This is a genomic window from Bacillus sp. FJAT-27001, from assembly GCF_019039175.1.
In the GTDB taxonomy this organism is placed as follows: Bacteria; Bacillota; Bacilli; order Bacillales; family Bacillaceae; genus Bacillus; species Bacillus velezensis.
On the sequence record NZ_JAHOAA010000003.1, the window covers coordinates 576580 to 603120 of the forward strand.

A 26541-nucleotide genomic window follows, 5' to 3' on the forward strand; every position below is an offset into this window, starting at 1 on the left:
AGGGAGCCGGCTCCCTTGGCGTTTTTTATGCTTGAAACAGGATGCGGCGTTTTGCTGAATCGGGATCACTTTCGACAGCGGTATCCGTGTTGAAAAGCAAAGTTTCGCGTGAATCGGTATCATATTCAGGCCAATTGAAGTGAGAGGTGTTCGGGTTTCCGGTTTTTGCAAAAGCGAGCCATGCGGATTGGATTTGTTTGGAAAGCTGTTCTGCGTCATCACCGAGCGGTTCTTGCAGCGTCTTTCTCAAAGAATCAAAGTTTCCGAACACAAACGGCAATTCCAGAGCGTGAACGGCTTTATGAAACGGCGGTGTTTCGCCATGCCAATCAAAGCGGTACATCCAGACCGGTGCGTGCTGCGACTGTCCTTGTGCGAAAGCGACAGCCGGCCGCCAGAAAATCAGATCCGTCATCATATCGATTTGTCCCTTTAATGAATGCGGATATAAATCTGCCGCTTGCTCGGTGCAGTTCTCTCCGAGATGATAATGCAAATAATCTTGCTGCTTTTTCTCGGAATGAATGTCTGTATCAGGGGTGAAAAACAAATATGCTTCATCACGATTGGTTCCGATGATCATAGGTATGCCTTCTGCGGCCCCGTCTGCTATGGCTTTCACCGGTTCCGCAGGCAATGTGGCCGGATCGATGGCGGGCTGAAACAAAAGCTGAAAAATGTTTTGATCTAGTGAGCGCCGCACTTTATCCGCAGTCTTAAGCAGGTCATTAACGGAAAGCTCCTGCAATTGATCAGTGCCGGCTTCATGAATAAATGCCGCCGCGATGTCTTTTGCCATGTCCGCCGGGATCGTATGAGAGGCGCCGCTTTCTAAAATGGCTTTATGAAACAGGCCTTTTGCGTCAGGCATTGCCATAAGGGAGGCGATGCTCATGCCGCCTGCCGATTCACCAAATATCGTGACGTTATCCGGGTCTCCTCCAAATTCGGAGATATTGTCCTTCACCCAGCGCAGGGCGGCGATCTGATCGAGCAGCCCGATATTGGCGGAATACACGTCATGAATAGAAGACAAATGTAAAAAGCCGAACGGTCCGAGCCTGTAATTGAGTGTCACTACAATGACATCTCCGTCAGCGGCAAGGGCAGATCCGTCGTAAAGCGGTTCGCTTCCGGCACCTAAATAAAATGCCCCGCCGTGTATCCATACCATGACAGGCTTTTTTTCGCCCTCTGAATCGGGGGCGAAAACATTGAGGTAAAGGCAATCTTCAGATTGAGGCGGTACATCTCCGGAAAACGATATAGACAGCATATCATCCGGCTGCGGACAAATCGGCCCGAACGAATCGGCATGTTTTACGCCGTCCCAAGGTGCGGGCGGCTCCGGCGCTTTAAATCTGAGCTCTCCGACGGGCGGCTTCGCGTACGGTATGCCCTTCCATGTGCGGGCACCGCGGCCGGCAGTTCCTTTCAGTGCGCCGGAGCGGGTTTGAACGGTAAGTTTTGTCATGATTTCATCCCCTTTTTTCTTTTCATTATAAACAGAGATGAAGACATGAAGCGAATAAAAGCCTTTTCATCAGCATATCATCAGTAACGCTTCCGTTCTAAAAATGATCTGACTTCCTGAACGGACAAGCCGAGTTCTTTGGCTTCCTGCATCAGCGCTTTCCATTCCTCAATGTTGGATTCAGTCAGTTTTCTGTTGCGGTAGGGTGCGGGCTCCGGGCGTTTTTCAGTCAGTTTGTTCGTAAAGGTGAACAGTTCTTCTTTCGGCATGCCCGACTGCACGGCCTGCACAAGGTGGATGCGCCACTCATCTTCCGTGTCTCCCATGTGGTGCAGCATCGTTTCGGCATCAAAAAGCTCCGTCAGATCGACCTGCAGGGTGGCGGATACTTTTTTCAGAAATTGGATGGACGGATTTGAGTGAACCCCCCGTTCTATCTTGCTTAAATAAGATTTAGAGACACCTGCTTCAACTGCTAGCTGATTAATAGAGTAGCCTTTTCTTCTGCGGTATAAACGAATTATTCTTCCAATCATTGTGCTGAATTCTCCCCTGTATACTGGCATTTTTTTGTTCATTATAAGAAATTTTTCGTTCTTTATAAAATTTAAAATTATAAGGTAAGTGCAGTAAATAAGAGGAAAATCATGATAATGTTCTTTAAAAAGAACCAAATGGCTTAATTTGAAATTTTCAAATTTCGACCTTTTCTTTTATAATCCAATCATTAACAGAAGGGGGCGTTTAAGCCTGATGCAATAAGGATGAGGCTGTAATTACATGAATGAGAATATGAGTTTTAAAGAATTATTTGACATTATTAAACACAGACTTTTACTGATTTTTATCATGACAGCAGTTGTAACGCTGGTGACGGGATACATCCAATTCCGGGTGATTTCGCCCGTTTATCAGGCATCGACCCAAGTGCTCATTCATGAAACAAGCGGTGAAAAAAATTCGAATCTCAGCGACGTTCAGCTGAATCTTCATTACAACAATACATTTCAAACGATAATGAAAAGCCCGGTTGTGCTTGAGAAAGTGAAGCAGACGCTGCATCTTTCTGAGACGGCATCCGCTTTAAAAGCAAAGATCACGACAAGCAGCGAAACCGATTCAGAGATCATTACCGTAGCGGTGCAGGACGAGAACCCGAAACAGGCTGCCGCTATAGCGAACACGCTGATGAAGACATTTAAAAAAGAAGTCCGTGACAGGATGAATATAAAAGGCGTCATTGTTTTGTCTGAGGCAAAAGCATCGGAAAGCCCGATGGTCAAGCCTTCGCGCATCCGAAATATCATGATGGCGTTCGGTGCGGCTCTCATGGCGGGTGTGACGCTTGCGTTTTTTCTCCACTTTCTTGATGAAACCGTTAAAAGCGAGCGGCAGCTCAGCGAAAAAACAGACTTGCCTGTTTTAGGGGTTGTGTATGACATCAAAAATCAGCAGACACGGTCTGATGAAAAACATTTCGGGGAGTGAGGCGTTTGGGATTCAGAAAAAAGAAATCAAGAAGGGGACTGGCTCAAATATCCGTTTTACATCACAAATCATTGGTGGCTGAACAATACCGCACCATTCGGACAAATATTGAGTTCTCCTCTGTTCAGACCCATTTGCGCTCTATTCTCGTCACTTCTTCCGTTCCGGGAGAAGGAAAATCATTCAGCGCCGCCAACCTTGCCGCGGTATTTGCGCAGCAGGAAAAAAAGGTGCTGCTCGTCGATGCGGATTTACGAAAACCGACGATACACGAGACCTATCAGCTTGAAAATGTACAAGGCCTTACGAATGTGTTAGTCGGAAACGCTTCCCTCGGCGAAACGGTGCAAAAAACGCTGATTGATAACCTTTACGTCTTAACGAGCGGGCCGACGCCGCCGAATCCGGCTGAGCTTTTATCTTCAAAGGCGATGGGAGAGCTGATTCAGGAGATGTACAGCCGGTACAGTCTGGTTATTTTCGATTCACCTCCGCTTTTGGCTGTGGCGGACGGACAGATTTTAGCGAACCAGACAGATGGAAGCGTTCTCGTCGTCTTGAGCGGAAAAACGAAAATGGATACCGTCCAAAAGGCGAGAGACGCGCTCCAGCAGTCAAAGGCAAAGCTTTTGGGGGCGCTGCTGAATAAAAAGAAAATCAAAAAAACAGAGCACTACTCGTATTGAGCGGTGCAGGTGATGTCTCCTTACCTTTATCAACGGAGGCACTCGGCTCTGCTGTGGGCGGCGTTTTCCGCTGCCTTAGATGCTGGTCGTCGGTGGCGGGGTGTGAGGACGGGTTAAATGCCCAATTTTATCTTAAGATGATGCATTGTTATCGGCTTAGCTGTTATGTCTGTTTTTACGAAAACCGTATCAGCTAAACCGATAAATGAGGAGGGGAAAGATTGACTTACCGGAGAAGACTTTCAATGATTTTTGCATTGGATACGTATCTCGTTTTACTTTCCGTTGTTATAGGATATCAATTTTTTGAGGATTCTTATCACTTTTATGACTCCGGAGCGTTGCTGCTGACTGCCGTGAGCATGCTGATCAGCCATCATGTATGCGCTTTTATGTTTCACCAGTATAAGCAGGTATGGACGTACACGGGAATAGGCGAGCTGCTTGATCTGCTGAAGGGGATCACGCTGTCCGCAGCTGTGACAGCCGCCGTCCAATACGGGGTGTTCCACACGATTTTGTTCCGGCTGTTGGCCGTCAGCTGGATGGTTCAGCTATTGTTCATCGGAGGAAGCCGGATGATTTCACGGGTGCTGAAAGAAACGATCGGCAGGAAGCAAAATGACTCTTCCAGGGCGCTGATCATCGGCGCAGGTGCGGGGGGGACGCTGCTCGTCCGTCAGCTTACCCAGAAAAACGATCTCGGAATCATGCCTGTGGCTTTTATTGATGATGATCAGACGAAGCATAAGCTCGAAATCATGGGCCTGCCCGTCATCGGCGGAAAAGAAAGCATTATGCCGGCGGTGCAGAGGCTGAGAATCCACCATATTATCATTGCCATTCCGTCTCTTTGCACCCATGAGCTTCAGACGTTATACAAAGAATGTGTGCAGACGGGCGCCCATATTAAAATCATGCCGCAATTTGATGAGATCCTGCTCGGAACGCAGGCTGCCGGACACATCAGAGATGTAAAAGCCGAAGATCTCCTCGGCAGAAAGCCGGTCACCCTTGATACGAGCAAAATTTCTGACAGCATCAAGGGAAAAACGATTCTGGTGACGGGCGCCGGCGGCTCAATCGGTTCTGAGATCTGCCGCCAGATCAGCGCCTTTCTTCCTCGGGAAATCGTCCTTCTCGGCCACGGGGAGAACAGCATTCATTCCGTACATACCGAGCTGTCCGCACGCTTCGGCAAAGAGGTGCTCTTTCACGCGGAGATCGCCGATATTCAGGACAGAGATAAAATCTTTACTTTGATGAAAAAATACGAGCCGCACGTCGTCTATCATGCGGCTGCCCATAAACATGTGCCGTTAATGGAACATAATCCGGAAGAAGCGGTTAAAAACAACATTATCGGCACGAAAAATGTCGCCGAAGCCGCCGACATGTGCGGAACGGAAACATTCGTGCTGATTTCTTCTGACAAAGCGGTCAATCCGGCCAATGTCATGGGCGCGACGAAACGGTTTGCGGAAATGGTCATCATGAACCTCGGAAAGGTCAGCCGCACCAAATTCGCCGCCGTCCGTTTCGGAAATGTGCTCGGAAGCCGCGGCAGCGTCATTCCGATTTTCAAAAAGCAGATTGAAAAAGGCGGACCCGTCACCGTCACACACCCGGCGATGACAAGATATTTTATGACGATTCCCGAAGCGTCAAGACTCGTCATTCAGGCGGGGGCGCTTGCAAAAGGGCGGCAGATTTTCGTTCTGGATATGGGAGAACCCGTCAAAATCGTCGATCTGGCCAAAAACCTGATTCATTTATCAGGCTATACGACAGAACAGATTCCCATCGAATTCTCCGGCATCCGCCCGGGAGAAAAGATGTATGAAGAATTGCTGAATCATAATGAAGTACATACGGAGCAGATTTTTCCGAAAATCCATATCGGGAAAGCGGTGGACGGGAATTGGGCCGTGCTCATCCGTTTTATGGAGGAATTCAGCCGTCTGCCTGAAGAAGAGCTGAGAAAAAGGCTGTTTGAGGCGATCGAATCAGTACATGAAGAAGCGGCCGCAGGCGTGTGATGGGAGGACAGAAAGATGACGAAAAAAGTATTATTCTGCGCCACTGTCGATTATCATTTTAAAGCCTTTCATCTTCCGTATTTTCAATGGTTTCAGGATATGGGCTGGGAGGTGCACGTCGCGGCAGGCGGCAATATGAATCTTCCGTTCGTTGATGAAAAGTTTTCCATTCCGATCCGGCGCTCGCCGTTTCATCCCGAAAATCTTTCTGTTTACAGGCGGCTGAAACGGCTCATTCAGGACAACGGCTACGACATGATTCACTGCCATACGCCGGTCGGCGGCGTGCTCGCACGCCTTGCGGCGAGACAAGCGCGCCAAAAAGGGACAAAGGTGCTGTACACCGCGCACGGCTTTCACTTCTGCGACGGAGCGCCTCTGAAAAACTGGCTTCTTTATTACCCGATCGAAAAATTTCTTTCTTCTTACACGGATTGTTTAATTACGATTAATGAAGAGGATTACGAACGGGCCAAGCAAATGAAAAAAACAGATTGCGGCGCGAAGAAAATACACGGCATTGGCGTGAATACAGACAGGTTTCGCCCTGTGAGCCGGGAAGAGAGTGAAGGTCTGAGAGAAAAACACGGCTTCGGCGCCGGGGAATTTATTCTCGTATACCCCGCTGAATTAAACGGCAATAAAAACCAGGGACTTCTCATTGAGACTGCGGCATTGCTGAAGAACCGCATCCCGGAGCTGAAACTCGTATTTGCCGGAGAAGGCGCGATGGAAGCGCCGTACAGAAAAAAGGCTGAATCACTCGGTGTATCCGACATGGTGCGGTTTTACGGTTTTTGCCGCGATATTCATGAACTAATTCAGCTTGCCGATCTGTCTGTCGCCTCAAGCATCCGCGAAGGACTCGGCATGAATCTGCTTGAAGGAATGGCTGCCGAAAAGCCGGCCGTTGCCGCGGACAACAGGGGGCACCGTGAGATCATCGAAGACGGCGTGAACGGTTTTCTCGTGCCGGCCGGGGACAGCGCGGCATTTGCCGATCGGATTGAAAAGCTGTACCGCTCCCCGTGTCTGCGAAAAGCAATGGGACAAGAAGGGCGCAGGACGGCGGAATGTTTTTCGGAAACACGTACGGTAAAGGAAATGGCGCACATTTACGCCGGTTATATGGATAAAAAGGAGAAAAGCGTATGAATGCAGGAGCACAACCGAAAATTTCCGTGATCATGGGAATTTATAATTGCGAAGAGACTTTAGCGGAGAGTATTGAATCCATCCTGAGCCAATCTTATAAGAATTGGGAACTGATTATGTGTGATGACGCGTCAACTGACGGAACGTATCAGATTGCGCGCCGTTACGCGGATCATTACGGCGACCGGATTACGCTGATTCAAAATAAGACAAATCAACGGCTTGCCGCTTCGCTGAACCGCTGTCTGACATACGCAACGGGGGATTATATCGCCAGGCAGGACGGTGATGACATCTCCAACCCGAGGAGACTGGAAAAACAGGCCGCTTTCTTAAACAAGCACGCCCACTATCAAGTCGTAGGCACGGGGATGCTCGTATTTGACGAATTCGGCGTAAGGGGCGCCCGCCTTTTGCCGCCCGTGCCGAAACCGGGAATTATGGCGAAAGGCACACCGTTCTGCCACGGCACCGTTATGATGCGGGCCGAAGCGTACAAAGCGCTTGGCGGCTACCGGTCAGTCAGGCGGACGCGGCGGATGGAGGATATCGATTTGTGGCTGCGCTTTTTTGAAGCGGGTTTCCGGGGGTACAATCTTCAAGAAACGCTGTATAAAGTCAGAGAGGACAGTGATGCGTTTAAAAGGAGATCGTTTACGTATTCCATTGATAACGCGGTCCTCGTTTTTCAGGCATGCAGACGGCTGAAGCTGCCGCTTTCCCATTACGCGTATATCGCAAAACCGCTCATCCGCGCCATTACGCCGCCCGCGGTCATGAACCGTTATCATAAAAACAGGGACATCCGCCAAAAAGAAGGGCTTGCCGAACATGACTGACAAACCGATGCGGGTGCTGCACATCTTCAGCGGGATGAACAGGGGCGGCGCAGAAACGATGATGATGAATTTGTACCGGAAGATGGACAGAACGAAGGTGCAGTTTGATTTTTTAACCCATAGGAACGATCCGTGCGCTTATGATGAGGAAATTCTCGCTCTCGGCGGACGGCTTTTTTATGTGCCGAGCATCGGCAGCACAAACCCGATTACATTTGTGAAACAGGTCAAGCGGGTGATTCAGGAAAAAGGCCCGTTTGCCGCCGTGCACGCCCATACCGATTTTCAGTCGGGATTCATCGCGCTTGCCGCTCGTTTAGCCGGCGTCCCGGTGCGGATCTGCCATTCGCACAGTACGTCGTGGCGGGGGCGGGCGTCGCGGCTTGCCGGGATGCAGCTGTTTGTTTTCAGACGGCTGATTACCGCAAACGCCACGGCATTGTGCGCCTGCGGGGAAGACGCGGGCCGTTTCTTATTCGGGAAAGAAAAAGACGTGCATCTTTTGCCGAACGGCATTGATCTCGACTTATTTGCCGGCGGGTGCGCGGACACAGAAGCTGAAAAAAGGAAGCGGGGCATTGCAGGCGGCCGTTTGGTGATCGGCCATATCGGCCGCTTTACAGAAGAAAAAAACCATGAATTTCTGCTCCGGCTGGCCGCTGATATGAAAGAGCGGGGCATCGGTTTACAGCTGATTCTCGCCGGAGACGGTCCGCTTCGCACCGATATGGAAAATCTGGCGGCGAAGCTGGGGCTTGATGATGATGTGCGTTTTATCGGCATAGAAGACCGCGTTCATGCCCTGCTGAAAACGCTGGATGTATTTGTCATGCCGTCTCTTTATGAAGGGCTGCCCGTCACGCTCGTTGAAGCGCAGGCCTCCGGGGTGCCGTGCGTAATATCAGACGGCATAACGGAAGAAGCCGATGCCGGGCTCGGGCTGGTCAAAAGGCTCAGCCTCAAAGAACCGCCCGGACAATGGGCATCCGCGGTTTTACGGGCAGCAGAGGCGGCAAAGCCTGACGGGGAGCGCATTAAAGAAACCCTCAGACGGCAGGGATATGACGCGGGAGAAAATGCGGGGGCTGTTATGAAGCTTTACAATATGAATTGGAAAAAGGAACAGTAACGAATGATTGTATATGTAGTCAATATGGGAATTGTGTATATTTGGTCATGGTTCGCGAAAATGTGCGGCGGGCGTGATCAATCGCTTTCGACCGGATACCGGCCGAATCAGCTCGTCATGATCGTTCCGCTGCTATCGCTCGTATTGGTCTCCGGTTTGCGCTACAGAGTCGGGACGGATTTTCAGACGTACGCGCTGATGTACAAGCTGGCGGGAAATTACGGAAGCATTTGGGAGATCTTCGGGTTCGGAGCGAAAAAAGCAGCCGTTGATCCGGGGTTTACGGCTCTCATCTGGCTCATGAATTTTATCACGAAAGATCCGCAAATCATGTATTTCACCGTGGCGGTCGTGACGTGCAGCTTTATTTTAAAGGGGCTCGTTGAGTTCGGCCGTCCGTTTGAGCTGAGTGTGTTTTTGTTTTTGGGCACGTATCACTATTACGCTTCCTTTAACGGGATCAGGCAGTATATGGTGGCGGCCGTTTTGTTTTGGGCCGTCCGCTACGTGATCAGCGGAAGCTGGAGGCGTTATATGTCAATCGTGCTGCTGTGTTCGCTTTTTCATTCCTCAGCGCTGATTATGATTCCGGTTTATTTTCTCGTCAGAAAAAAAGCCTGGTCGCCCGCGATTTTCGGACTGTCGGCATTGTTTCTTCTTATGACGTTTCTGTATCAGAAGTTCATTTCGCTTTTTGTCGTCGTGCTGGAAAACAGCTCATACGGCCATTATGAGAAATGGCTGATGACCAATACGAACGGGATGAACGTCGTAAAAATCGCGGTGCTGCTTCTGCCGCTGTTTTTGGCTTTCTGCTATCGGGAGCGGCTGCGGAAGCTCTGGCCCGACATTGATGTCATCGTGAATTTCTGTCTGCTCGGCTTGCTCTTCGGTCTTTTGGCGACAAAGGATGTTATTTTCGCCCGGTTTAATATATATTTCGGCCTGTACCAAATGATCCTGATCCCTTATTTTGTGAGGATTTTTGATGAAAAATCAAATGCGCTGATTTATATCGCCATTATTGTCTGTTATTTTCTTTACAGTTACTTGCTTATGCCGGTCGATTCGTCTGTGCTTCCGTACAGAACGATTTTTTCCCGGTAATGGATATTGGAGGTTTATATGGAAACACCCGCGGTCAGTTTATTAATTGCTGTGTATAATACGGAAACTTATTTAGAAAGATGCTTAGATTCATTGCTCAATCAGTCGCTCGCCAATATCGAAATCGTGGCTGTTAATGACGGGTCAACGGATCAAAGCCCGGCGATTCTTGAAACCTATCAGAAGCGGGATGAGAGAATCCGGGTCATTCATCAGCAAAACCGGGGGCTCGGCGCGGTCCGCAACAAGGGGATCGAGGCGGCGCGCGGCGAATTTATCGCTTTTATTGATGCGGACGACTGGGTTGAACCTGATTATTGCCTGCGCATGTATGAAAAAGCGAAGGCTGATCAGGCTGATCTCGTGATTTGCGAATATGCGGCCGAATTTGCGGATACGGGGAAAACCGCCGTTTCAACGATCGCTTCAGCGTACGCGGGCCGCCCGAAACAACTGTACCTGAAAGATTTATTTGAAGGAAGGGTCAGCGGTTTTTCATGGAACAAGCTGTACAAAAGAACCATGATCGAGCATCATCAGCTGCGCTTTCCGCTTCGTGATGAGCTGGAGCACGTGGAGGATCAGTACTTCAGCCTCCGGGCGCATGTTTTCGCAGGTGCGGTCTCGTACGTGGATCAGCCGCTCTATCATTATCGGATTCACTTGACTTCCATTGTGCAAAGCTATCAGAAAAAGCTGTTTGACTCAGGTCTCGTTCTCTATCGGCTGAACGAGGCTTTTTTGCGTGAAAACGGCTGCTTACAGGAATACCGGCAGGAGCTGGATTTTTTCATCGTTCAGCACGGAACAGTCTGCCTGCTGAATGAATGGAAGCGGAATAACGGCGGCCGGTTTTCTGAGAAGTGGAAGAATATCAGCCGGATATGCGCTGATCCCGTGTTTCGCCTGAGCCTTTCCAAAACCGGAACGGCGCCGTTTGACGCCAAACGCTCATGCCTTCTGCTTTTGGCGAAGCTGAAGCTGATTCCGTTCGTGTCGCTGGCATCAGCCGCGTATCAGCGGGCAATCGAGTACAAAATGAAAATCAGAGGGTGAAGACATGTCGATACAATCTTTAAAAATCAATCTCGCGGAATGGCTGTTGCTTAAGGTCAAATACCCGTCCCAATTTCATTTCGGAACGTCAGCGGATGGGGCGGGGCTTACAGCGGCAAGAAAAAAGATCATTCTGACGCTGCTCCCGTCCCACGATAATCTCGGCGATCACGCCATCGCCTACGCAAGCAAAACGTTTCTTGAACGGGAGTATCCCGATTTTGACATTGTCGAGGTGGATATGAAGGATATATACAGATCCGCAAAAGCGCTGATCAAAAAGCGCCACCCCGATGATATGGTATTCATCATCGGCGGCGGGAACATGGGGGATTTGTACCGGTATGAGGAATGGACGCGCCGCTTTATCATCAAAACATTCCGGGAATATCGGATCGTTCAGCTTCCGGCGACGGCTCATTTTTCTGAATCAAAAAAGGGACGGAAGGAACTGAAGCGCGCCCGAAAAGTGTACAATGCGCATCCCGACCTTTTGTTAATGGCGAGAGATGAGACGACGTATCAATGGATGAAGCGTCATTTTCCCGGAAAAACAGTGCTCAAACAGCCTGACATGGTCTTATATTTGGATAAAAGCGAGCGGCGCATCCCGCGGGAAGGGATCTACCTCTGTTTACGGGAGGATAAGGAGAGTGCGCTGACGGCTGAGGACAGAACGACGGTAAAAGAAGCTTTGGCAAAAGAGTACGGAGAGCTGCATTCCTTTACGACGACGGTCGGCCGGAGGGTAAGCCGCCATACACGTGAAAAGGAGCTGGAAGCGCTTTGGAATACGCTGAAAGGCGCGGAAGCCGTCGTCACTGACAGGCTTCACGGGATGATTTTTTGTGCGCTGACGAAAACGCCTTGTGTCGTCATTCGTTCGTTTGATCATAAAGTGATGGAAGGCTATCAATGGCTGAAAAACATACCGAACATGACATTGCTTGAACGTCCAGACCCTGAAGCCGTAACGGCCGCCGTAAACCGGCTGCTCAGCGGCAAGCATGAGGAAGGCGGTTCTTTGCGCAGTGTTTATTTTGCCGGGCTGCGCTCGAAAATCAGCGGTGATGCCCAATGACCGCGCCGCTTGTGAGCGTGATCGTGCCGATGTATAAGACAGAGCCTTTTATGAAAGAATGCGCGGTTTCTTTAACAAAACAGACGCTGAGAGACATCGAAATCATTTTCGTCAATGACGGTTCACCGGATCGGTCAGGCCGGATTGCTGAACAATTCGCCGCAGAAGATGCGAGAATCCGGGTGATTCATAAAGAAAACGGCGGCCTCAGCTCGGCCCGCAATGCCGGAATAAAAGCCGCCCGCGGCCGTTATATCGGTTTTGCGGACGGCGATGACTATGTGACGGAAACGATGTTCGAGCGGCTTTATGAAGAAGCGGAGAAGAACCGGCTGGATATCGCCGGCTGCGGTTATTATAAGGAAACGCCGTCTAAGAAACGAACGTATATGCCGCCGTCCCTTCCGCCGGGCCGCGTCTTCACAGCGGATGAAATGACTGCATTGCTGACCCGCGCGCACGAACATCGGTTTATTTGGTATGTGTGGCGCTATATATACCGGCGAGAATCTTTGCAAGGGCTGTTGTTCCATGAAGATATCCGGTTTGCCGAAGACTCTCCGTTTAATTTGGCAGCGTTCCGCCAAGCCGCGCGTATCAAAGTGATAGACGAAGGGCTGTATATCTACCGGGAAAATCCGCAAAGTCTTACAGAAACACCGTTTAAGCCCCACTTAGATCACGAACTGCAAAAGCAATATAAAGCGAAAATGGCTTTTTATGAGGAAAACGGGCTGACGGACGCCTGCCGGAGCGATATCGATACATATTTGTGCAAGCATCAGATTCCGATGCTGATCGCCAACGCATGCGCCGCCCCGCAGCCGTCACATCAGATTACGGCGCACATCGGCAGAATCTTAACGTATGACATGGTAAAAACGGCGGTGCGCAGGACGCCGTGCCGCCATAAACAGCTGCTGGCGGGGGAGCGCGTGGTGCTCGGTCTGTGCAAAATGCGCCTTCCTCTTCTTCTGCATGCGTTTTTCGAACGGAAAACGAAAGAGAAAGGCAGTGCGGAAGGAGCATGAAATTTGCCATTAATTTCGGCGCCAATGTGACGGCGTTTTTACTATCGGTGTTTTTATCAGTGTGGATGACGCCCTTTATTGTGAAAACATTAGGTGTGGAGGCTTTTGGGTTTGTCCATCTGACACAGAATATCATTAACTATTTCTCTATTATTACCGTTGCGCTGAGCTCTGTCGTTGTGAGGTTTTTCTCCGTCGCCGCCCACAGGGGGAACAGGGATGAGGCCAATGCGTATGTAAGCAATTATTTAGCCGCGTCTGTCGTGATATCTCTATTACTCGCTGTGCCGCTCGCCGGGACTGCTTTTTTTATTGACAAGATTATGAATGTGCCGGCCGGGCTCTTAACGGATGTGAGGCTGTCTATCGTAATCGGCAGCGTGCTGTTTATGCTGACGTTTTTTATGGCGGGTTTCGCGACGGGGCCGTTTTTTGCCAACAAGCTTTATATCACAAGCTCCATTCAGGCCGTGCAAATGCTGGTCAGGGTGCTGTGTGTGCTCGCTCTGTTTACGTGCCTGCCGCCGAAAATCTGGCAGATCCAGCTTTCGGCATTAGCGGGAGCCGTCTGTGCGGCCGTGCTGACTTTTTTCTTCTTTAAGAAATTGATTCCGTGGTTTTCTTTCAGCCGTAAAACCTTGTCATTACAGACGAGCAAAGTGCTGTTTTCGGCCGGTGCCTGGAGTTCTGTCAACCAGATCGGCGTGCTGCTGTTTCTGCAGATTGACCTCATGACGGCCAACCTCGTGCTGGGGCCGTCTGAGGCGGGTGTCTATGCGGCGATTATTCAATTCCCGCTTCTGCTCAGAAGTCTTGCAGGGACGCTTGCTTCACTGTTTGCGCCGGTTTTGACTTCCTATTACTCAAAAGGGGATATGGAAGGTCTCCTGTCTTACGCCAATAAGGCTGTGCGGATGAACGGGCTTCTGCTCGCGCTTCCCGCCGCATTATTAGGAGGGCTTGCCGAACCGTTTCTGGCGATTTGGCTGGGCCCGTCGTTTGTGCAGACGGCGCCGCTTTTATACATTCACGCCGGGTATTTGGCGGTCAGTCTCTCTGTCATGCCGCTTTTTTACGTATGGACGGCTTTTAATAAACAAAAAACGCCCGCCGTCGTTACTTTATGTTTAGGCGGACTGAATGTCATATTGGCCGTGGTTCTCAGCGGACCGGCACATCTCGGGCTGTACGGCATCACCATCGCCGGTGCAGTCTCTCTCATTTTGAAAAATGCCGTCTTCACGCCGCTGTATGTTTCGCATATTACCGGTTTTCAGAAAACCGCGTTTTACAAAGGCATGTTCGGCCCGTTGGCAGCGGCCGTATTTGCCTGGGCTGTCTGCCGGGGTATCCGGCTGTTTTCACCGCTTGACAGCTGGGCCGGCCTGATCGCCGCCGGGCTTGCCGTATGCATGAGCTATGCCGCATTCGCTTTTTTCTTCATTTGTACGAAAGAAGAAAGGCGGCTTGCTTTACAGAAATGCCGAAAAGTGAAAGGAGCTGTTCAGATTTGAAGGCGAAACGTGTATTTGATATAGCGGCCGCGGTGTTGTTATTGTGCGGCGCGAGCGTCATCCTTCTCTTCGCCATGGCAGCCGTCAGATGCGCCATCGGGTCTCCGGTATTGTTCAAACAGACGAGACCGGGGCATAACGGTCGTCCGTTTACGTTGTATAAACTCAGAACGATGACGGATGCGCGTGATGAAAACGGTGTGCTGCTTCCGGATCATCTCCGTCTGACCAAAACGGGAAGGCTGATCAGAAAACTGAGCATCGATGAGCTTCCCCAGCTTTTTAATGTGCTCAAAGGAGATATCAGTCTTGTCGGCCCCCGCCCTTTGCTGATGGATTATCTGCCGCTTTACACGGCGGAGCAGGCGCGGCGCCACGAGGTGAAGCCGGGGATTACGGGCTGGGCGCAGATTAACGGGAGAAACGCGATTTCATGGGAGGAAAAATTCAAGCTCGACGTGTGGTACGTCGACAACCGCACATTTCTTCTCGACTTAAAGATTCTGCTTTTAACAGTGAAAAAAGTTCTCGTGTCAGAAGGCATACATCAAGCCGGCCATGTGACGGCAAAACGCTTCACAGGCAGCGGAGATATGTCATCGTGAAAAAGGTCGTGCTGATCGGAAACGGCGGACACGGAAAAGTCGTGAAGGAAATCGTGCAGGCCCGTTCCGATATGGAGCTTGCGGGCGTATTGGATGACGAATTCAGCGGTTTTGCCGTTCGGAACGGTTTATATACGGGCCGGACGAAAGACGTGCACATGCTTCGGAAACTCGTCCCCGAAGCCGTGTTCACGATATGCATCGGCCGCAACGGCGTCAGAAAGCAGTTCGCTGAAACGCTTGGGCTTGAAGATGACGATTATGCCGCACTCATTCACCCCGGGGCGATCGTCAGTGAAACGGCTTCCGTCGGACACGGAACGGTTGTGATGGCGGGCGCCGTCATTCAGGCGGGCGCTGACATCGGCGCCCATTGCATCATCAATACGGGGGCGGTTGCCGATCATGACAATACAATCGGAGATTACGTCCATCTTTCACCGCGCGCGGCGCTTGCCGGCGGAGTGAAAGTCGGGGAAGGAACGCACCTCGGAATCGGCGCGTCCGTCATACCGCAGATTGACATCGGCCCTTGGTCCGTTATCGGCGCGGGGGCTGCGGTCATCAGCCGGCTTCCCGGCCATGTGACGGCGGTCGGCGTTCCGGCCCGCGTCATCTCCCCTATCCATAATGAAAAAGGATGATTTCATGCAAACAAACAAACGGATTTATTTGTCTCCGCCTCATATGAGCGGAAAAGAACAGGAATACATCGCAGAAGCCTTCCGTTCCAATTGGATTGCCCCGCTCGGTCCGCTCGTCAATTCGTTTGAAGCGCGGCTCGCGGAATATGCGGGAGTGAAAAGCGCGGCGGCCGTAAGCTCGGGGACGGCCGCCATCCATCTTGCCCTGCGGCTTGCGGGTGTGAAAAAAGGAGACGTTGTATTTTGTCCTTCCTTTACGTTTGTCGCCACGGCGAATCCGATTGTGTATGAGCAGGCTGAACCCGTTTTTATTGATTCGGAATGGGAGACGTGGAATATGTCGCCCGATGCGCTGGAGCGGGCGCTGCGGGATGCAAAGCGGCGCGGCAGACTCCCGAAAGCGGTGATCGCCGTCAATCTTTACGGCCAAAGCGCGAAAATGGATGAATTAATGAGCCTTTGTGACGCATACGGCGTCTGTCTGATTGAAGACGCTGCCGAGTCCTTAGGATCAACATATAAAGGCAGGCAGAGCGGCACGTTCGGCCGTTTCGGCATTTATTCCTTTAACGGCAACAAAATCATTACAACATCGGGAGGCGGCATGCTCGTGTCTGACGATGAAGCCGCGATTGAAAAAGCGAGGTTTCTTGCGTCCCAGGCGAGAGATGCCGCCGTTCATTACCAGCACAGCGAGCTCGGGTATAACTACAGGCTCAGCAACATTCTCGCGGGCGTGGGGATATCGCAGCTGGAAGTGCTCGAAGATCGCGTTCGGGCGAGGAGAGAAATCTTTCACAGGTATCGGGAAGCGCTGGAAACGTATCCGGGCATCCGCATGATGCCGGAGCTTGAAGGAACGGTTTCAAACCGCTGGCTGACGGCTCTGACGCTTGATAACGGCGTGACGCCGGAAGAAGCCGTCGCCTGTCTTGCGGAACAGAACATTGAGGCCCGGCCGCTGTGGAAACCGCTGCATACGCAGCCGCTTTTCTCATCTTCCGTCTTTTATCCTCACAGCGAACATGAGCGTGTCTCTGAGAACCTTTTCAGCCGGGGCATCTGTCTGCCGTCCGGGTCTGACTTGTCTTCTGAGGAGCAGCAGCGTGTCATTGACGCACTTGCGCAACTGTTTGAAACGAAAGGGGAGAAAACATGGACAGCCGCCATGTTATGAGCCGATTAAAAGAAACGCTGACGGGTCTGCTCAGCGTTATACCGCCGCAATCTGACATCATATATGCCGACTATCCCCTCTACGGAAATGTAGGGGATTTATTGATAATGAAAGGGACGGAGGCGTTTTTTAAAGCGCACGGCATCCGCGTGAAACAGCGCTGGAATCCCGACAATTTTCCATTCGGGCGCCGGGCGGACAAAAAGACGATCATCGTCTGTCAGGGTGGCGGAAATTTCGGGGATCTCTATCCGTACTATCAGACGTTCAGGGAAAAAATCGTCAAATCCTTTCCGGAAAACAGGATCGTCATCCTGCCGCAATCCATCTATTATCAGGATGAGACACGGCTTGAGAAGACATCGGCGCTTTTTGCGGAGCACAAGGATCTCCACCTGTTTACGAGAGATCATGTGTCATACGAAACTGCAAAACACTTCTTTTCGGCGAATCATATCGGGCTTATGCCTGACATGGCCCATCAGCTGTATCCGATGGCGGCGTCAGCGGCTCCGTCACGCGGCAGGCTTCATTTTATCCGCACGGATGGGGAAATCAATCCGAAGCTGCAAATCAATTCTTCCGTTAAAAGCTGCGACTGGCAGGATGTGCTGTCAGCAAGCGACCGCAGGGGAATCGCTTTTTTCCAAACGCTGAATGTTTTGAATAAAAAAGCGGGAAACCCGCTGCCGATTGCGCGGTTTTGGAAACGCTATTCCGATTTCTTAACGAAGAAAGCGGTCCTGTTTTTCAGCAGGTACGAATCGGTGGAAACGTCAAGGCTTCACGGCCACATTCTGTCCTCGCTTCTCGGGAAACCGAATACCGTCATTGATAATTCATACGGGAAAAACGCCAACTATTATTACACCTGGATGCACGAAGCGCCGGATGTCCGTCTGATCGGGGAAACCGCCGGCACGAAGGAAAACCTTCCGCTTTGAATGAGCGGAAGGTTTATTTTGTTTCTCCGCGTTTTACTTTGTTGTACGCCTCATCCAAATGCTGAATTCTTTTGAGCACAACCGAGTTTTTCGTCAGCTGATCCTGAACAAGGGTTGAGACGACGGAGCGGTAATAGCTGTTCATCGCATGAATTCGGTCTTCATTCGGATTCATTTCAATGTGCTGTGTAAAGTTTTCAATAAAATAAGGAACAGAAAAAAGTTCTGACATCTATAAAGCAACTCCTTTTAATAAGTATATACGGTATGAAACCAATCATGTACAATGAAAAAAGGGGAGTGAGCATGATGGATATCAAACTTCAGCAAACACAAATGTTAAAGCCTCAATTAACGCAAGAGCTTAAACAGGCTATCACATTACTCGGATACAATTCCGCGGAACTGGCCGGATATATTGATGAGCTCTCACTGGAAAACCCTCTGATTGAACGAAAGGAAACAGACACGCCGCCACTATCTTACCATAAAACAAGTAAAAACAGGATGAAAGAACGGGACGGAAGCCAGCAGATCAGACTTACCCGCAAAACACTGCAGGATTCGCTCAAACAGCAAGCCTTAGATATGAAGCTGTCCGATGATGAGAAAAAGATTTTCAATTATCTGATACATTCATTGGACTCAAACGGATATTTAAAAGAGGACATAGCAGCTGCCGCCGACCATGTATCCGCTTCACAAGAGGAGACGGAAGCGGTTCTGAAAAAGCTTCAATCCCTTGAGCCCGCGGGAATCGGCGCCAGGTCTTTGCAGGAATGCATCCTTCTTCAGCTCCGCCGTCTTCCCGAGCGGAACGAACAGGCGGAATGGATTGCCGACGCCTATTTTGAGCTATTTGCAAGAAAGAACTGGAAAGCGCTTACACTAAAAACGGGCATTCCGCTTAAAGACATTCAGGACATCGCTGACATGATCAGCGCCCTTGATCCGAGGCCGGGGCTCCGTTATGCGCATGAGGAGCCGGGTTTTTACGTGGAACCGGATATTTTCATCACAGTGAAAAACGGCATCATTCAAGCGCGGCTCAACAGCCGTTCGTTTCCTGACATCCAGCTTCATACCCATTATCAGCCGCTCTTGTCAGCTGCCGGGTGCCGTGACACGAAAAATTATCTGTCGGCAAAATATCAGGAATGGCGCTGGCTGAACCGGGCTTTGTCGCAAAGAAAACAAACGATCACGAGAATTATCGGCGTCCTGACTGAACGGCAGGAATCCTTTTTTCTCACAGGAAAAAGCGGAATGCAGCCGCTGACCTTAAGAGAGGTGGCGGAAACGCTGGAGCTCCACGAATCAACGATCAGCCGGGCCATCAAAGGGAAGTACGTTCAGACGCCGTACGGACTGTATGAAATGAAAACATTTTTCTCGGCGAAAGCTGAATCGTCAGGGGACGGCGGCGCCTCCAATTATGCCGTAAAAGCGCATCTGGAGGCATTGGTCGGTAAAGAAGATAAAAAGAAACCTTTTTCAGATCAAAAGCTTGCCGATCTGCTGCATGAACAATATGACATCCGAATCTCAAGGCGCACCGTCGCCAAATACCGTGACCAATTAAATATTCCGCCGTCATCGGCGAGAAAACGGTACAGCTGAAACCTCCCCGAGCCAAACCCCGGGGAGGTTCTCCGTGTTACGGGATCATCCATGAAAACAGATGATGCTGTAAAAATGTAATGAGACAGACGAGCAGAAGCAAAAACAGACTGTGCTTAATCGTAAAACGGAAAAGGTCGGCCTCCTTGCCCGCCAGACCGACAGCGGCACAGGCAACCGCAATGGATTGCGGAGAAATCATTTTTCCGGTGACACCGCCTGATGAATTGGCGGCAACGGAGAGAACCGGGTCCATCCCGACAGAGAGCGCCGTCACCTTTTGCAATCCGCCGAACAATAGATTGGCCGACGTATCAGAGCCGGTAATAAACACGCCGAGCCAGCCGAGCACCGGCGAAAAAAAGGTAAACATCGCGCCCGTCATGGCAAGCGCAAGACCGAGTGTCGTGCTCATGCCGGAAGCATTCGTCACATAAGCAAAGCCGACAACAGAAACAATGGTCACGACCGGAAGCGTTAACTCTTTCACCGTTTCTATAAACGCTTCGCCCCATGTCTTCCACGACATGCCGAGGGCGAACTTGGAGATGACGGCGGCAATCAGAATCGCCGTCCCCGCTGAACCGAAAAGCTCAAGTTTGTACACGGCTTCAATCGGCGTGCCGTCCGCCTGAAGAATCTGCTGATTCACAAATGGGACGGGAGGCGTGAAGGTCAATGCACGCCCGGCTGCATTCAGCCAGGAAAGCCACATTGACGTTCCTTCATAATGACCGGTTAAGGCAGCCTTCACGCCGGGAATCCCCCAGACGGATATCATGGCCGTCAGAAGAAGGAAAGGAGACCACGCTTTAAACACCGCGGCGCCCCCGTACTTGATCGGCGCCCGGTCAGCGGCCGCTGCTGATTCCCGTTCTGCCGCGAAACGAAAGGCCGTTTTCGGTTTCCAAAATTTCAAAAACAGAGCGAGCGCGGCCATGGAAACAAGCGCCGACAGCACATCCGGAAGCTCAGGCCCTAAAAAATTCGAGCTTGCGTACTGCACGGCCGCAAAGGAGACGCCGGAAACAAGAATGGCCGGCCATACCTCAAAAGCCTTTTTAAACCCGCTCATCAAAATGATTAAGTACAGCGGAATAAAGACGGATAAAAACGGAAGCTGCCGGCCGACCATTTGAGAAATTTCCATTGCCGGTATCCCGGTCGGACCTTCGACGGCGGTAATCGGAATGCCGATCGCGCCGAAGGCAACGGGCGCCGTATTGGCAATCAGGCAAATTCCCGCCGCATACAGCGGCTGAAAACCAAGTCCGACGAGTAAAGCGGCCGAGATCGCGACGGGAGCGCCGAAACCGGCGGCGCCTTCTAAAAACGCCCCGAATGAAAAGGCGATGAGCAGCGCCTGCAAACGCCGGTCATCTGTAATTGACAGCACCGAACTCCGGATAATCTCAAACTGCCCCGTTTTCACGGTGATTTTATACAGAAAGACCGATGTGACGATAATCCAGCCGATCGGAAGCAGCCCGTACACCGCTCCCTGAGAAGCGGACATCACCGCTTTTTCAGCCGGCATGCCGTAAACAAATACAGCGATTAAAAGTGAAACGGCTAACGTTAAAAGCCCCGCTATGTACCCCTTCATCCGTTTCACCGCAAGCGCCCAAAAAAAGAAGATAATCGGCACGAGCGCGCAAGCTGCCGATAAAAGCAAATTTCCCCCTAAAGGAGCGTACCCCTGTGTCCATTGCATCCCTAAAAAACCCCTCCTTATGTCATGTAAGCGATTACTTTTTATGATAAGGTCATCTGATGACCGGGTTAATTAGCATTATATTTTGAAAGTTTTGAAAGTACAATACTTTTCTTGAACAAATTGTCTGAACCTGTCGGCAATACAAAAAAAGAAGTATAATAGACGATAAACATCAAGATTCACAAGTGACGGGGTGATTGCGTTGAAATATAAACAAATTAAAACGAAAAAAATCTACGAGGAAGTCGCTGACGCATTGCTGGAGAAGATAAAAGCGGGCGAGCTTAAGCCGGGTGAAAAGCTTGATTCCGTTCAGGCGCTTTCTGAGAGTTTTCAGGTCAGCCGCTCGGCGGTCAGAGAAGCGCTGTCGGCTTTGAAAGCGATGGGGCTCGTCGACATGAAGCAGGGAGAAGGCACATACATAAGAGAATTTGAGCCGTCTCATGTTTCCCAGCCGCTTTCTTCCGCCCTTTTGATGAAAAAAGAGGACGTCAAACAGCTGCTCGAAGTCAGAAAGCTGCTTGAACTCGGCGTCGCCGCCATGGCCGCTGAAAAACGCACCGAAGACGATTTACAAAAAATCCGCCAAGCTCTCCTGGAGATGAAAGACATTGACGGAGACGAAGAATTGGGCGAAAAAGCGGATTTCTCCTTTCACATGGCGCTGGCAGAAGCATCACAAAACGGGCTGCTCAAGCATCTCATGAATCATGTCTCCGCGCTCCTTTTGGAAACGATGAGAGAAACGAGAAAAATTTGGCTGTTTTCTAAACGAACGAGCGTGCAGCGATTGTATGAAGAGCATGAACGCATTTACAGCGCCGTCGCCGCCAAAGACGCGGATGAAGCGGAAGCCGCGATGACGGCGCACCTGACGAATGTGGAAGACGTGCTGGGGGCTTATTTTGAAGAAAATGTATAGAAGCTGACTTGTGAAAGGGGATAACATCACATGCAGGCCGAATCTTTTTTTTCTGACCATGTAAAGAAAGCTCTGACAAACGATCCTCCAGGGGAATGGATGCCGGCAGTTCCGAAAGCGTGCATCCCCCTGCATTCCGGCTATCCCGATCCCGCACTCGTTCCTGATAAGGAGCTGAAAGAAGCCGCCGCCCGCCTTCTGGATGAGGAGCGCGATCTGCCGCTGCATTATATGGGAAGCCCGAGGACGGCCGTTTTAAAAAAGCAGATTCAAGAACGGTTAGCCATCCGCGGCATTCACTGTCGGGACGATGAGCTGCTCGTGACGTCAGGCGCCTGTCAGGCGATAGATCTGGCTGCACGTGTTTTCCTCGATGAACAAACCGCCGCTGCCGTTGAAGCTCCGGTCTACATGGAAGCGCTCGAGATGTTTAAAAATTACACACCGCATATCATGAGCATTCCGACAGATCAAGAGGGCCTGCAAACAGAAACATTAGCGTTCATGCTTGAGGAAAGAAAACGAAAAGGGCTTCTGCTTCCCCGTCTTCTCTACACGATACCCGCTTTTCAGAATCCTGCGGGAACCGTAATGTCAGCGAAGCGGAGAACCCGCCTGCTTCAGCTTGCCGAAACGTATGATTTTCTCATCTTGGAGGATGATGCATACGGCGAGCTCGGATTCACCGATATTCCGCCGCCCTTGAAAGCCATGGATCAAAACGGCCGGGTGCTGTACGCCGGTTCATTATCAAAAGTCATCGCCCGGGTATGAGGATCGGCTGGATTGCAGGAGACGCCGCATTCATCACGGCATTGTCATGGTTAAAAAAAGACTTAGGCCACCCGTTTTCCCAAGCGGTGACCGCCGTCTATCTGGAACAAACGAATGTTGAAAAACGGCTCGCCGCCTTGCGGGAAGCATACCGGAGCAAACGTGACGTTTTGCTCGCCGCATCAGCGCGATATCTTCCGGAATCCGCATCCTGGCACGTGCCGGAAGGCGGTTACTTTGTATGGGTGAAAGCGCCGGGGGCGGATACGTCCGCACTGCTGGCGCGGGCTCTATCTCACGGCGTTTCCTATGTCCCCGGTAAATATTTTTTTCTGCATCAGGAAGACGGTGCGGAATATCTTCGCCTGTCGTTCAGTTATGCCGGTAAAGCCGCGATAAAAGAGGGTGTGCAAAAACTGGGACGTCTGCTGGAAAACGGGATGTAGAGCAGCTTGAGGAGCTTTCGGGCTTCTCTTTTTTTGTCCCCTTCAGCGCATCGGACGAAAGGATTTTTCAGAAAAACCTTCCAATCCATATTCAGAATAGTGTAGGATATTCATAGAGCTTTCCTAAAAACAGGTCATCAGATGACCGGATCACATATTGAGGATGAAAGAGGGGTTCATCATGAAAGTCTCATTATTTGTCACGTGCCTTGTGGATATGTTCCAGACCAATGTCGGAAAGGCGACGGTTGAGGTGCTGGAACGGTTCGGGTGTGAGGTGGATTTTCCCGAGGGGCAGATTTGCTGCGGGCAGCCCGCATACAACAGCGGGTATGTGACGGATGCGAAAAAAGCGATGAAGCGGATGATTGCCGCATTTGAAGAAGCGGAGTACGTCGTCAGTCCGTCAGGTTCCTGTACGACGATGTTCCGTGAATATCCGCATCTGTTTCAGGACGATCCGAAGTGGGCGGCAAAAGCGCAGCAGCTTGCGGACAAAACATATGAGTTAACAGATTTTATCGTCAACGTTCTCGGGGTGGAGGATGTCGGGGCGGTGCTGCATAAAAAAGCGACAGTCCATACATCGTGCCACATGACGAGGCTGCTCGGCGTGTCGGAGGAGCCGATGAAGCTTTTGCGCCATGTCAAGGGGCTCGAGCTGACCGCGCTTCCCGGAAAGCACCAATGCTGCGGATTCGGAGGAACATTTTCTGTGAAAATGGCTCAAATCTCTGAACAAATGGTGGATGAGAAGGTCGCCTGCGTGGAAGACACGGAGGCCGAAGTGCTGATCGGGGCGGATTGCGGCTGTCTGATGAATATCGGCGGGCGTCTTGACCGTAAGGATAAAAACGTCAGAGTCATGCACATCGCCGAAGTGCTGAACAGCAGATAACACGAGAAACAACAAGGGGGGAAAATCATGGCGATGAAAATCGGTACCGCCGCTTTTAAAGAGCGGGTATCAGAAGGAATAGATAATGAGTTTATGAGAGGAGCCGTCTCCGGAGCGCAGGAACGGCTCAGGACAAGAAGGCTTCAGGCGGCCGAAGAATTGGGAAACTGGGAGGATTGGCGTTCCCATGCGGAAGAAATCAGACAGCATGTGCTGGACAATCTTGATTTCTATTTGGAACAGCTCGCCGAAAATGTCGCCAACAGAGGCGGACACGTCTTTTTCGCTGAAACGGCGGAAGAAGCGTCCTCCTATATCCGCGATGTCATCCGGCAGAAAAACGCCAAAAAAATCGTAAAATCCAAATCCATGGTGACAGAAGAAATCAATATGAACGAAGTGCTTGAGGAAGAGGGCTGTGAAGTCACTGAAACGGATCTCGGCGAATACATTCTCCAGATTGACGATCACGATCCGCCGTCACATATCGTTGCTCCCGCTCTTCACAAAAACAAAGAGCAGATCCGTGACGTGTTTAAAGAGAGACTCGAATACAAACAGACGGAAAAACCGGAAGAGCTCGTCATGCACGCGCGCAGCGTTCTCCGGAAAAAATTTCTCGAAGCGGATGTCGGCATTACAGGCTGCAACTTTGCGATCGCGGATACCGGATCGGTCAGTCTCGTGACGAACGAAGGAAACGGCCGCCTTGTGTCCGCGCTGCCGAAGACGCAGATCACCGTGATGGGAATGGAGCGGATCGTTCCGTCATTTTCTGAGTTTGAAGTGCTTGTCAGCATGCTGACGAGAAGCGCGGTCGGCCAGCGGCTTACAAGTTACATTACGGCGCTGACGGGTCCCCGGCAGCAAGGAGAAGCGGACGGGCCTGAGGAATTCCACCTCGTGGTTGTGGACAACGGGCGTTCCCGCATACTCGGCACGGAATTTCAATCAGTGCTGCAATGTATCCGCTGCGCCGCCTGCATCAACGTCTGTCCCGTGTACCGGCATGTCGGCGGACACTCGTACGGGTCCATCTATTCGGGTCCGATCGGCGCCGTCTTATCGCCTCTTCTCGGCGGATATGACGAATACAAGGAGCTCCCGTACGCATCTTCCTTATGCGCGGCCTGTACGGAAGCATGTCCCGTTAAAATTCCGCTGCACGAGCTGCTGCTCAAGCATCGGCAGAACATCGTGGAAAAAGAGGGCAAAGCGCCGATCAGCGAAAAACTGGCGATGAAAGCCTTCGGGCTCGGCTCGTCATCCCCGTCCCTTTATAAAATGGGATCGAAATGGGCGCCTGCCGCCATGACGCCGTTTACGGAAGATGACAAAATATCAAAAGGGCCGGGGCCGTTAAAAGAATGGACGGCAATACGGGACTTCCCGGCGCCGCATAAATCGAGATTCAGAGATTGGTTTAAAGACCGGGAAAAACAAAAGGGGGAAGAATGATGATGAAAGGGACGGTTACACATCAGGAATCCTTTTTAAACCGGATCGCCGAACGTCTGGGCAGAGAGCGCAGGAAATCAGGCGTGTCCCTGCCTGAATGGAAGTATCAGCCTCAATATCAAACGCATGCGGGCTGTACGGAAGACGATCTTGTCATGATGCTGAAAGACCACTGCGTCAACATTCATACCGAACTGATCGAAACGGATGCAGCCGGGCTTTACGATGCTTTGCGCACGCAGGTGAACCGCTTTGAAGGAGGGCCTGTCATCATTCCGAAGGACAGCCGCTTTGAAACGTACGGCTTGCAGACCCTTATGACAGAAGAGTGGCCGGATGAAGGGATTCCCGTTTGGGAATGGGACGCGGAACAAGGAGCGAAAAATATTGAAAAAGCGGAACAAGCGAATGTGGGCATCACATTCAGCGAGATCACGCTTGCGGAATCAGCCACCGTTGTTTTGTATGCGTCAGAGCATGCCGGCCGTTCTGTCAGCCTGCTTCCGACCACCTATATCGCAATCATCCCGAAATCTTCCATTGTGCCGAGAATGACACAGGCCAGCGATATACTGAAACAGCAGATCAGAGACGGCGTCACCGTTCCTTCCTGCATTAACTATATTACTGGACCGAGCAACTCGGCCGATATCGAAATGGATTTGGTTGTCGGCGTCCACGGACCCGTTAAAGCCGCTTATATCCTTGTGAATGACCGATAAAAAAACAAACCCCGG

The 26541-nt window shown here is 51.0% G+C and carries 24 protein-coding genes and 1 pseudogene; 21 read left to right on the forward strand and 4 right to left on the reverse strand.

What is annotated here, in order from left to right:
* Positions 1 to 25: 25 nt before the first annotated feature.
* Positions 26 to 1474, reverse strand: coding sequence for a carboxylesterase/lipase family protein (locus BGM27_RS13105; protein ID WP_007407396.1), 1449 nt, complete (start codon positions 1472 to 1474; stop codon positions 26 to 28).
* 80 nt (positions 1475 to 1554) lie between these two features.
* On the reverse strand, positions 1555 to 2010 hold the full coding sequence (gene slrR / locus BGM27_RS13110) for an HTH-type transcriptional regulator SlrR (RefSeq protein WP_007407395.1): 456 nt from the start codon (positions 2008 to 2010) through the stop codon (positions 1555 to 1557).
* Between the two features lie 244 nt (positions 2011 to 2254).
* On the opposite strand from slrR, the gene BGM27_RS13115 reads away from it, so the two are divergent.
* The 15 genes from BGM27_RS13115 (at position 2255) to BGM27_RS13185 (ending at position 17969) form a co-directional block, all read left to right on the forward strand.
* Positions 2255 to 2962 (forward strand): YveK family protein, encoded by a 708-nt coding sequence (locus BGM27_RS13115; RefSeq protein WP_007407394.1) that lies wholly within the window; start codon positions 2255 to 2257, stop codon positions 2960 to 2962.
* 5 nt (positions 2963 to 2967) lie between these two features.
* Positions 2968 to 3648, forward strand: a complete 681-nt coding sequence (locus tag BGM27_RS13120; RefSeq protein ID WP_007407393.1) for a protein tyrosine kinase EpsB — start codon at positions 2968 to 2970, stop codon at positions 3646 to 3648.
* Positions 3649 to 3869: 221 nt separating this feature from the next.
* Positions 3870 to 5687: a polysaccharide biosynthesis protein gene (locus tag BGM27_RS13125; protein ID WP_020954329.1), complete on the forward strand. Its 1818-nt coding sequence runs from the start codon at positions 3870 to 3872 to the stop codon at positions 5685 to 5687.
* 15 nt (positions 5688 to 5702) lie between these two features.
* Entirely contained in the window at positions 5703 to 6842 is a 1140-nt protein-coding gene (locus tag BGM27_RS13130) for a glycosyltransferase family 4 protein (RefSeq protein WP_007407391.1), read from the forward strand.
* On the forward strand, positions 6839 to 7681 hold the full coding sequence (epsE, locus tag BGM27_RS13135) for a glycosyltransferase EpsE (RefSeq protein ID WP_020954328.1): 843 nt from the start codon (positions 6839 to 6841) through the stop codon (positions 7679 to 7681). The genes BGM27_RS13130 and epsE overlap by 4 nt, the downstream gene beginning before the upstream one ends.
* Positions 7674 to 8810 (forward strand): glycosyltransferase family 1 protein, encoded by a 1137-nt coding sequence (locus BGM27_RS13140; protein WP_007407389.1) that lies wholly within the window; start codon positions 7674 to 7676, stop codon positions 8808 to 8810. Before epsE ends, BGM27_RS13140 begins: the two co-directional genes overlap by 8 nt.
* Positions 8811 to 8813: 3 nt before the next feature.
* Positions 8814 to 9917, forward strand: coding sequence for a biofilm exopolysaccharide biosynthesis protein EpsG (locus tag BGM27_RS13145; protein WP_007407388.1), 1104 nt, complete (start codon positions 8814 to 8816; stop codon positions 9915 to 9917).
* An 18-nt stretch (positions 9918 to 9935) separates the two neighbouring features.
* Positions 9936 to 10973 carry a glycosyltransferase family 2 protein gene (locus tag BGM27_RS13150; protein ID WP_007407387.1) on the forward strand — a complete coding sequence of 346 codons (1038 nt, stop codon included), beginning with the start codon at positions 9936 to 9938 and terminating at the stop codon, positions 10971 to 10973.
* Between the two features lie 4 nt (positions 10974 to 10977).
* The gene (locus BGM27_RS13155) at positions 10978 to 12054 is read left to right on the forward strand and encodes a polysaccharide pyruvyl transferase family protein (RefSeq protein ID WP_007407386.1); all 1077 of its coding nucleotides are present in this window, start codon (positions 10978 to 10980) and stop codon (positions 12052 to 12054) included.
* Positions 12051 to 13085 (forward strand): glycosyltransferase, encoded by a 1035-nt coding sequence (locus BGM27_RS13160; RefSeq protein ID WP_020954327.1) that lies wholly within the window; start codon positions 12051 to 12053, stop codon positions 13083 to 13085. The genes BGM27_RS13155 and BGM27_RS13160 overlap by 4 nt, the downstream gene beginning before the upstream one ends.
* Complete coding sequence (locus tag BGM27_RS13165) at positions 13082 to 14599, forward strand: MATE family efflux transporter (protein ID WP_007407384.1); 1518 nt, start codon at positions 13082 to 13084, stop codon at positions 14597 to 14599. The genes BGM27_RS13160 and BGM27_RS13165 overlap by 4 nt, the downstream gene beginning before the upstream one ends.
* On the forward strand, positions 14596 to 15204 hold the full coding sequence (locus BGM27_RS13170; protein WP_007407383.1) for a sugar transferase: 609 nt from the start codon (positions 14596 to 14598) through the stop codon (positions 15202 to 15204). The genes BGM27_RS13165 and BGM27_RS13170 overlap by 4 nt, the downstream gene beginning before the upstream one ends.
* A complete protein-coding gene (locus BGM27_RS13175; protein WP_007407382.1) occupies positions 15201 to 15848 on the forward strand; it encodes an acetyltransferase in 648 nt (215 codons plus the stop codon). The genes BGM27_RS13170 and BGM27_RS13175 overlap by 4 nt, the downstream gene beginning before the upstream one ends.
* Positions 15849 to 15852: 4 nt before the next feature.
* Entirely contained in the window at positions 15853 to 17025 is a 1173-nt protein-coding gene (locus BGM27_RS13180; RefSeq protein WP_007407381.1) for a DegT/DnrJ/EryC1/StrS family aminotransferase, read from the forward strand.
* Entirely contained in the window at positions 17004 to 17969 is a 966-nt protein-coding gene (locus BGM27_RS13185; RefSeq protein ID WP_007407380.1) for a polysaccharide pyruvyl transferase family protein, read from the forward strand. The genes BGM27_RS13180 and BGM27_RS13185 overlap by 22 nt, the downstream gene beginning before the upstream one ends.
* A 13-nt stretch (positions 17970 to 17982) precedes the next feature.
* Here the strand turns inward: BGM27_RS13185 and yvfG are convergent, their stop codons facing one another.
* Positions 17983 to 18201, reverse strand: coding sequence for a protein YvfG (yvfG, locus tag BGM27_RS13190; RefSeq protein WP_003151570.1), 219 nt, complete (start codon positions 18199 to 18201; stop codon positions 17983 to 17985).
* 77 nt (positions 18202 to 18278) lie between these two features.
* Between yvfG and rpoN the strand changes: the two genes are divergently transcribed.
* Positions 18279 to 19589, forward strand: a complete 1311-nt coding sequence (gene rpoN / locus BGM27_RS13195; RefSeq protein WP_007407379.1) for an RNA polymerase factor sigma-54 — start codon at positions 18279 to 18281, stop codon at positions 19587 to 19589.
* Between the two features lie 37 nt (positions 19590 to 19626).
* Here rpoN and lutP read toward each other — a convergent pair whose 3' ends face one another.
* Positions 19627 to 21303 (reverse strand): L-lactate permease LutP, encoded by a 1677-nt coding sequence (gene lutP / locus BGM27_RS13200; RefSeq protein WP_007407378.1) that lies wholly within the window; start codon positions 21301 to 21303, stop codon positions 19627 to 19629.
* Positions 21304 to 21508: 205 nt separating this feature from the next.
* Between lutP and lutR the strand changes: the two genes are divergently transcribed.
* The 5 genes and pseudogenes from lutR (at position 21509) to BGM27_RS13225 (ending at position 26526) form a co-directional block, all read left to right on the forward strand.
* Positions 21509 to 22228 (forward strand): L-lactate utilization/bacilysin biosynthesis transcriptional regulator LutR, encoded by a 720-nt coding sequence (gene lutR / locus BGM27_RS13205; RefSeq protein WP_007407377.1) that lies wholly within the window; start codon positions 21509 to 21511, stop codon positions 22226 to 22228.
* Between the two features lie 30 nt (positions 22229 to 22258).
* Positions 22259 to 23448 (forward strand): annotated as a pseudogene (locus tag BGM27_RS13210) (aminotransferase-like domain-containing protein).
* A 181-nt stretch (positions 23449 to 23629) separates the two neighbouring features.
* Positions 23630 to 24346, forward strand: a complete 717-nt coding sequence (locus tag BGM27_RS13215) for a (Fe-S)-binding protein (protein WP_007407376.1) — start codon at positions 23630 to 23632, stop codon at positions 24344 to 24346.
* A 27-nt stretch (positions 24347 to 24373) separates the two neighbouring features.
* A complete protein-coding gene (locus BGM27_RS13220) occupies positions 24374 to 25804 on the forward strand; it encodes a LutB/LldF family L-lactate oxidation iron-sulfur protein (RefSeq protein WP_007407375.1) in 1431 nt (476 codons plus the stop codon).
* A complete protein-coding gene (locus BGM27_RS13225; protein ID WP_007407374.1) occupies positions 25804 to 26526 on the forward strand; it encodes a LutC/YkgG family protein in 723 nt (240 codons plus the stop codon). Before BGM27_RS13220 ends, BGM27_RS13225 begins: the two co-directional genes overlap by 1 nt.
* Positions 26527 to 26541 lie beyond the last annotated feature (15 nt).

Coding starts and splice junctions, on each gene's coding strand:
- BGM27_RS13105 (WP_007407396.1), bottom strand. CDS start 1,474: ATGACAAAACTTACCGTTCAAACCCGCTCCGGCGCACTGAAAGGAACT.
- slrR (WP_007407395.1), bottom strand. CDS start 2,010: ATGATTGGAAGAATAATTCGTTTATACCGCAGAAGAAAAGGCTACTCT.
- BGM27_RS13115 (WP_007407394.1), top strand. CDS start 2,255: ATGAATGAGAATATGAGTTTTAAAGAATTATTTGACATTATTAAACAC.
- BGM27_RS13130 (WP_007407391.1), top strand. CDS start 5,703: ATGACGAAAAAAGTATTATTCTGCGCCACTGTCGATTATCATTTTAAA.
- epsE (WP_020954328.1), top strand. CDS start 6,839: ATGAATGCAGGAGCACAACCGAAAATTTCCGTGATCATGGGAATTTAT.
- BGM27_RS13140 (WP_007407389.1), top strand. CDS start 7,674: ATGACTGACAAACCGATGCGGGTGCTGCACATCTTCAGCGGGATGAAC.
- BGM27_RS13145 (WP_007407388.1), top strand. CDS start 8,814: ATGATTGTATATGTAGTCAATATGGGAATTGTGTATATTTGGTCATGG.
- BGM27_RS13150 (WP_007407387.1), top strand. CDS start 9,936: ATGGAAACACCCGCGGTCAGTTTATTAATTGCTGTGTATAATACGGAA.
- BGM27_RS13155 (WP_007407386.1), top strand. CDS start 10,978: ATGTCGATACAATCTTTAAAAATCAATCTCGCGGAATGGCTGTTGCTT.
- BGM27_RS13160 (WP_020954327.1), top strand. CDS start 12,051: ATGACCGCGCCGCTTGTGAGCGTGATCGTGCCGATGTATAAGACAGAG.
- BGM27_RS13165 (WP_007407384.1), top strand. CDS start 13,082: ATGAAATTTGCCATTAATTTCGGCGCCAATGTGACGGCGTTTTTACTA.
- BGM27_RS13180 (WP_007407381.1), top strand. CDS start 15,853: ATGCAAACAAACAAACGGATTTATTTGTCTCCGCCTCATATGAGCGGA.
- BGM27_RS13185 (WP_007407380.1), top strand. CDS start 17,004: ATGGACAGCCGCCATGTTATGAGCCGATTAAAAGAAACGCTGACGGGT.
- yvfG (WP_003151570.1), bottom strand. CDS start 18,201: ATGTCAGAACTTTTTTCTGTTCCTTATTTTATTGAAAACTTTACACAG.
- rpoN (WP_007407379.1), top strand. CDS start 18,279: ATGGATATCAAACTTCAGCAAACACAAATGTTAAAGCCTCAATTAACG.
- lutP (WP_007407378.1), bottom strand. CDS start 21,303: ATGCAATGGACACAGGGGTACGCTCCTTTAGGGGGAAATTTGCTTTTA.
- BGM27_RS13215 (WP_007407376.1), top strand. CDS start 23,630: ATGAAAGTCTCATTATTTGTCACGTGCCTTGTGGATATGTTCCAGACC.
- BGM27_RS13220 (WP_007407375.1), top strand. CDS start 24,374: ATGGCGATGAAAATCGGTACCGCCGCTTTTAAAGAGCGGGTATCAGAA.
- BGM27_RS13225 (WP_007407374.1), top strand. CDS start 25,804: ATGATGAAAGGGACGGTTACACATCAGGAATCCTTTTTAAACCGGATC.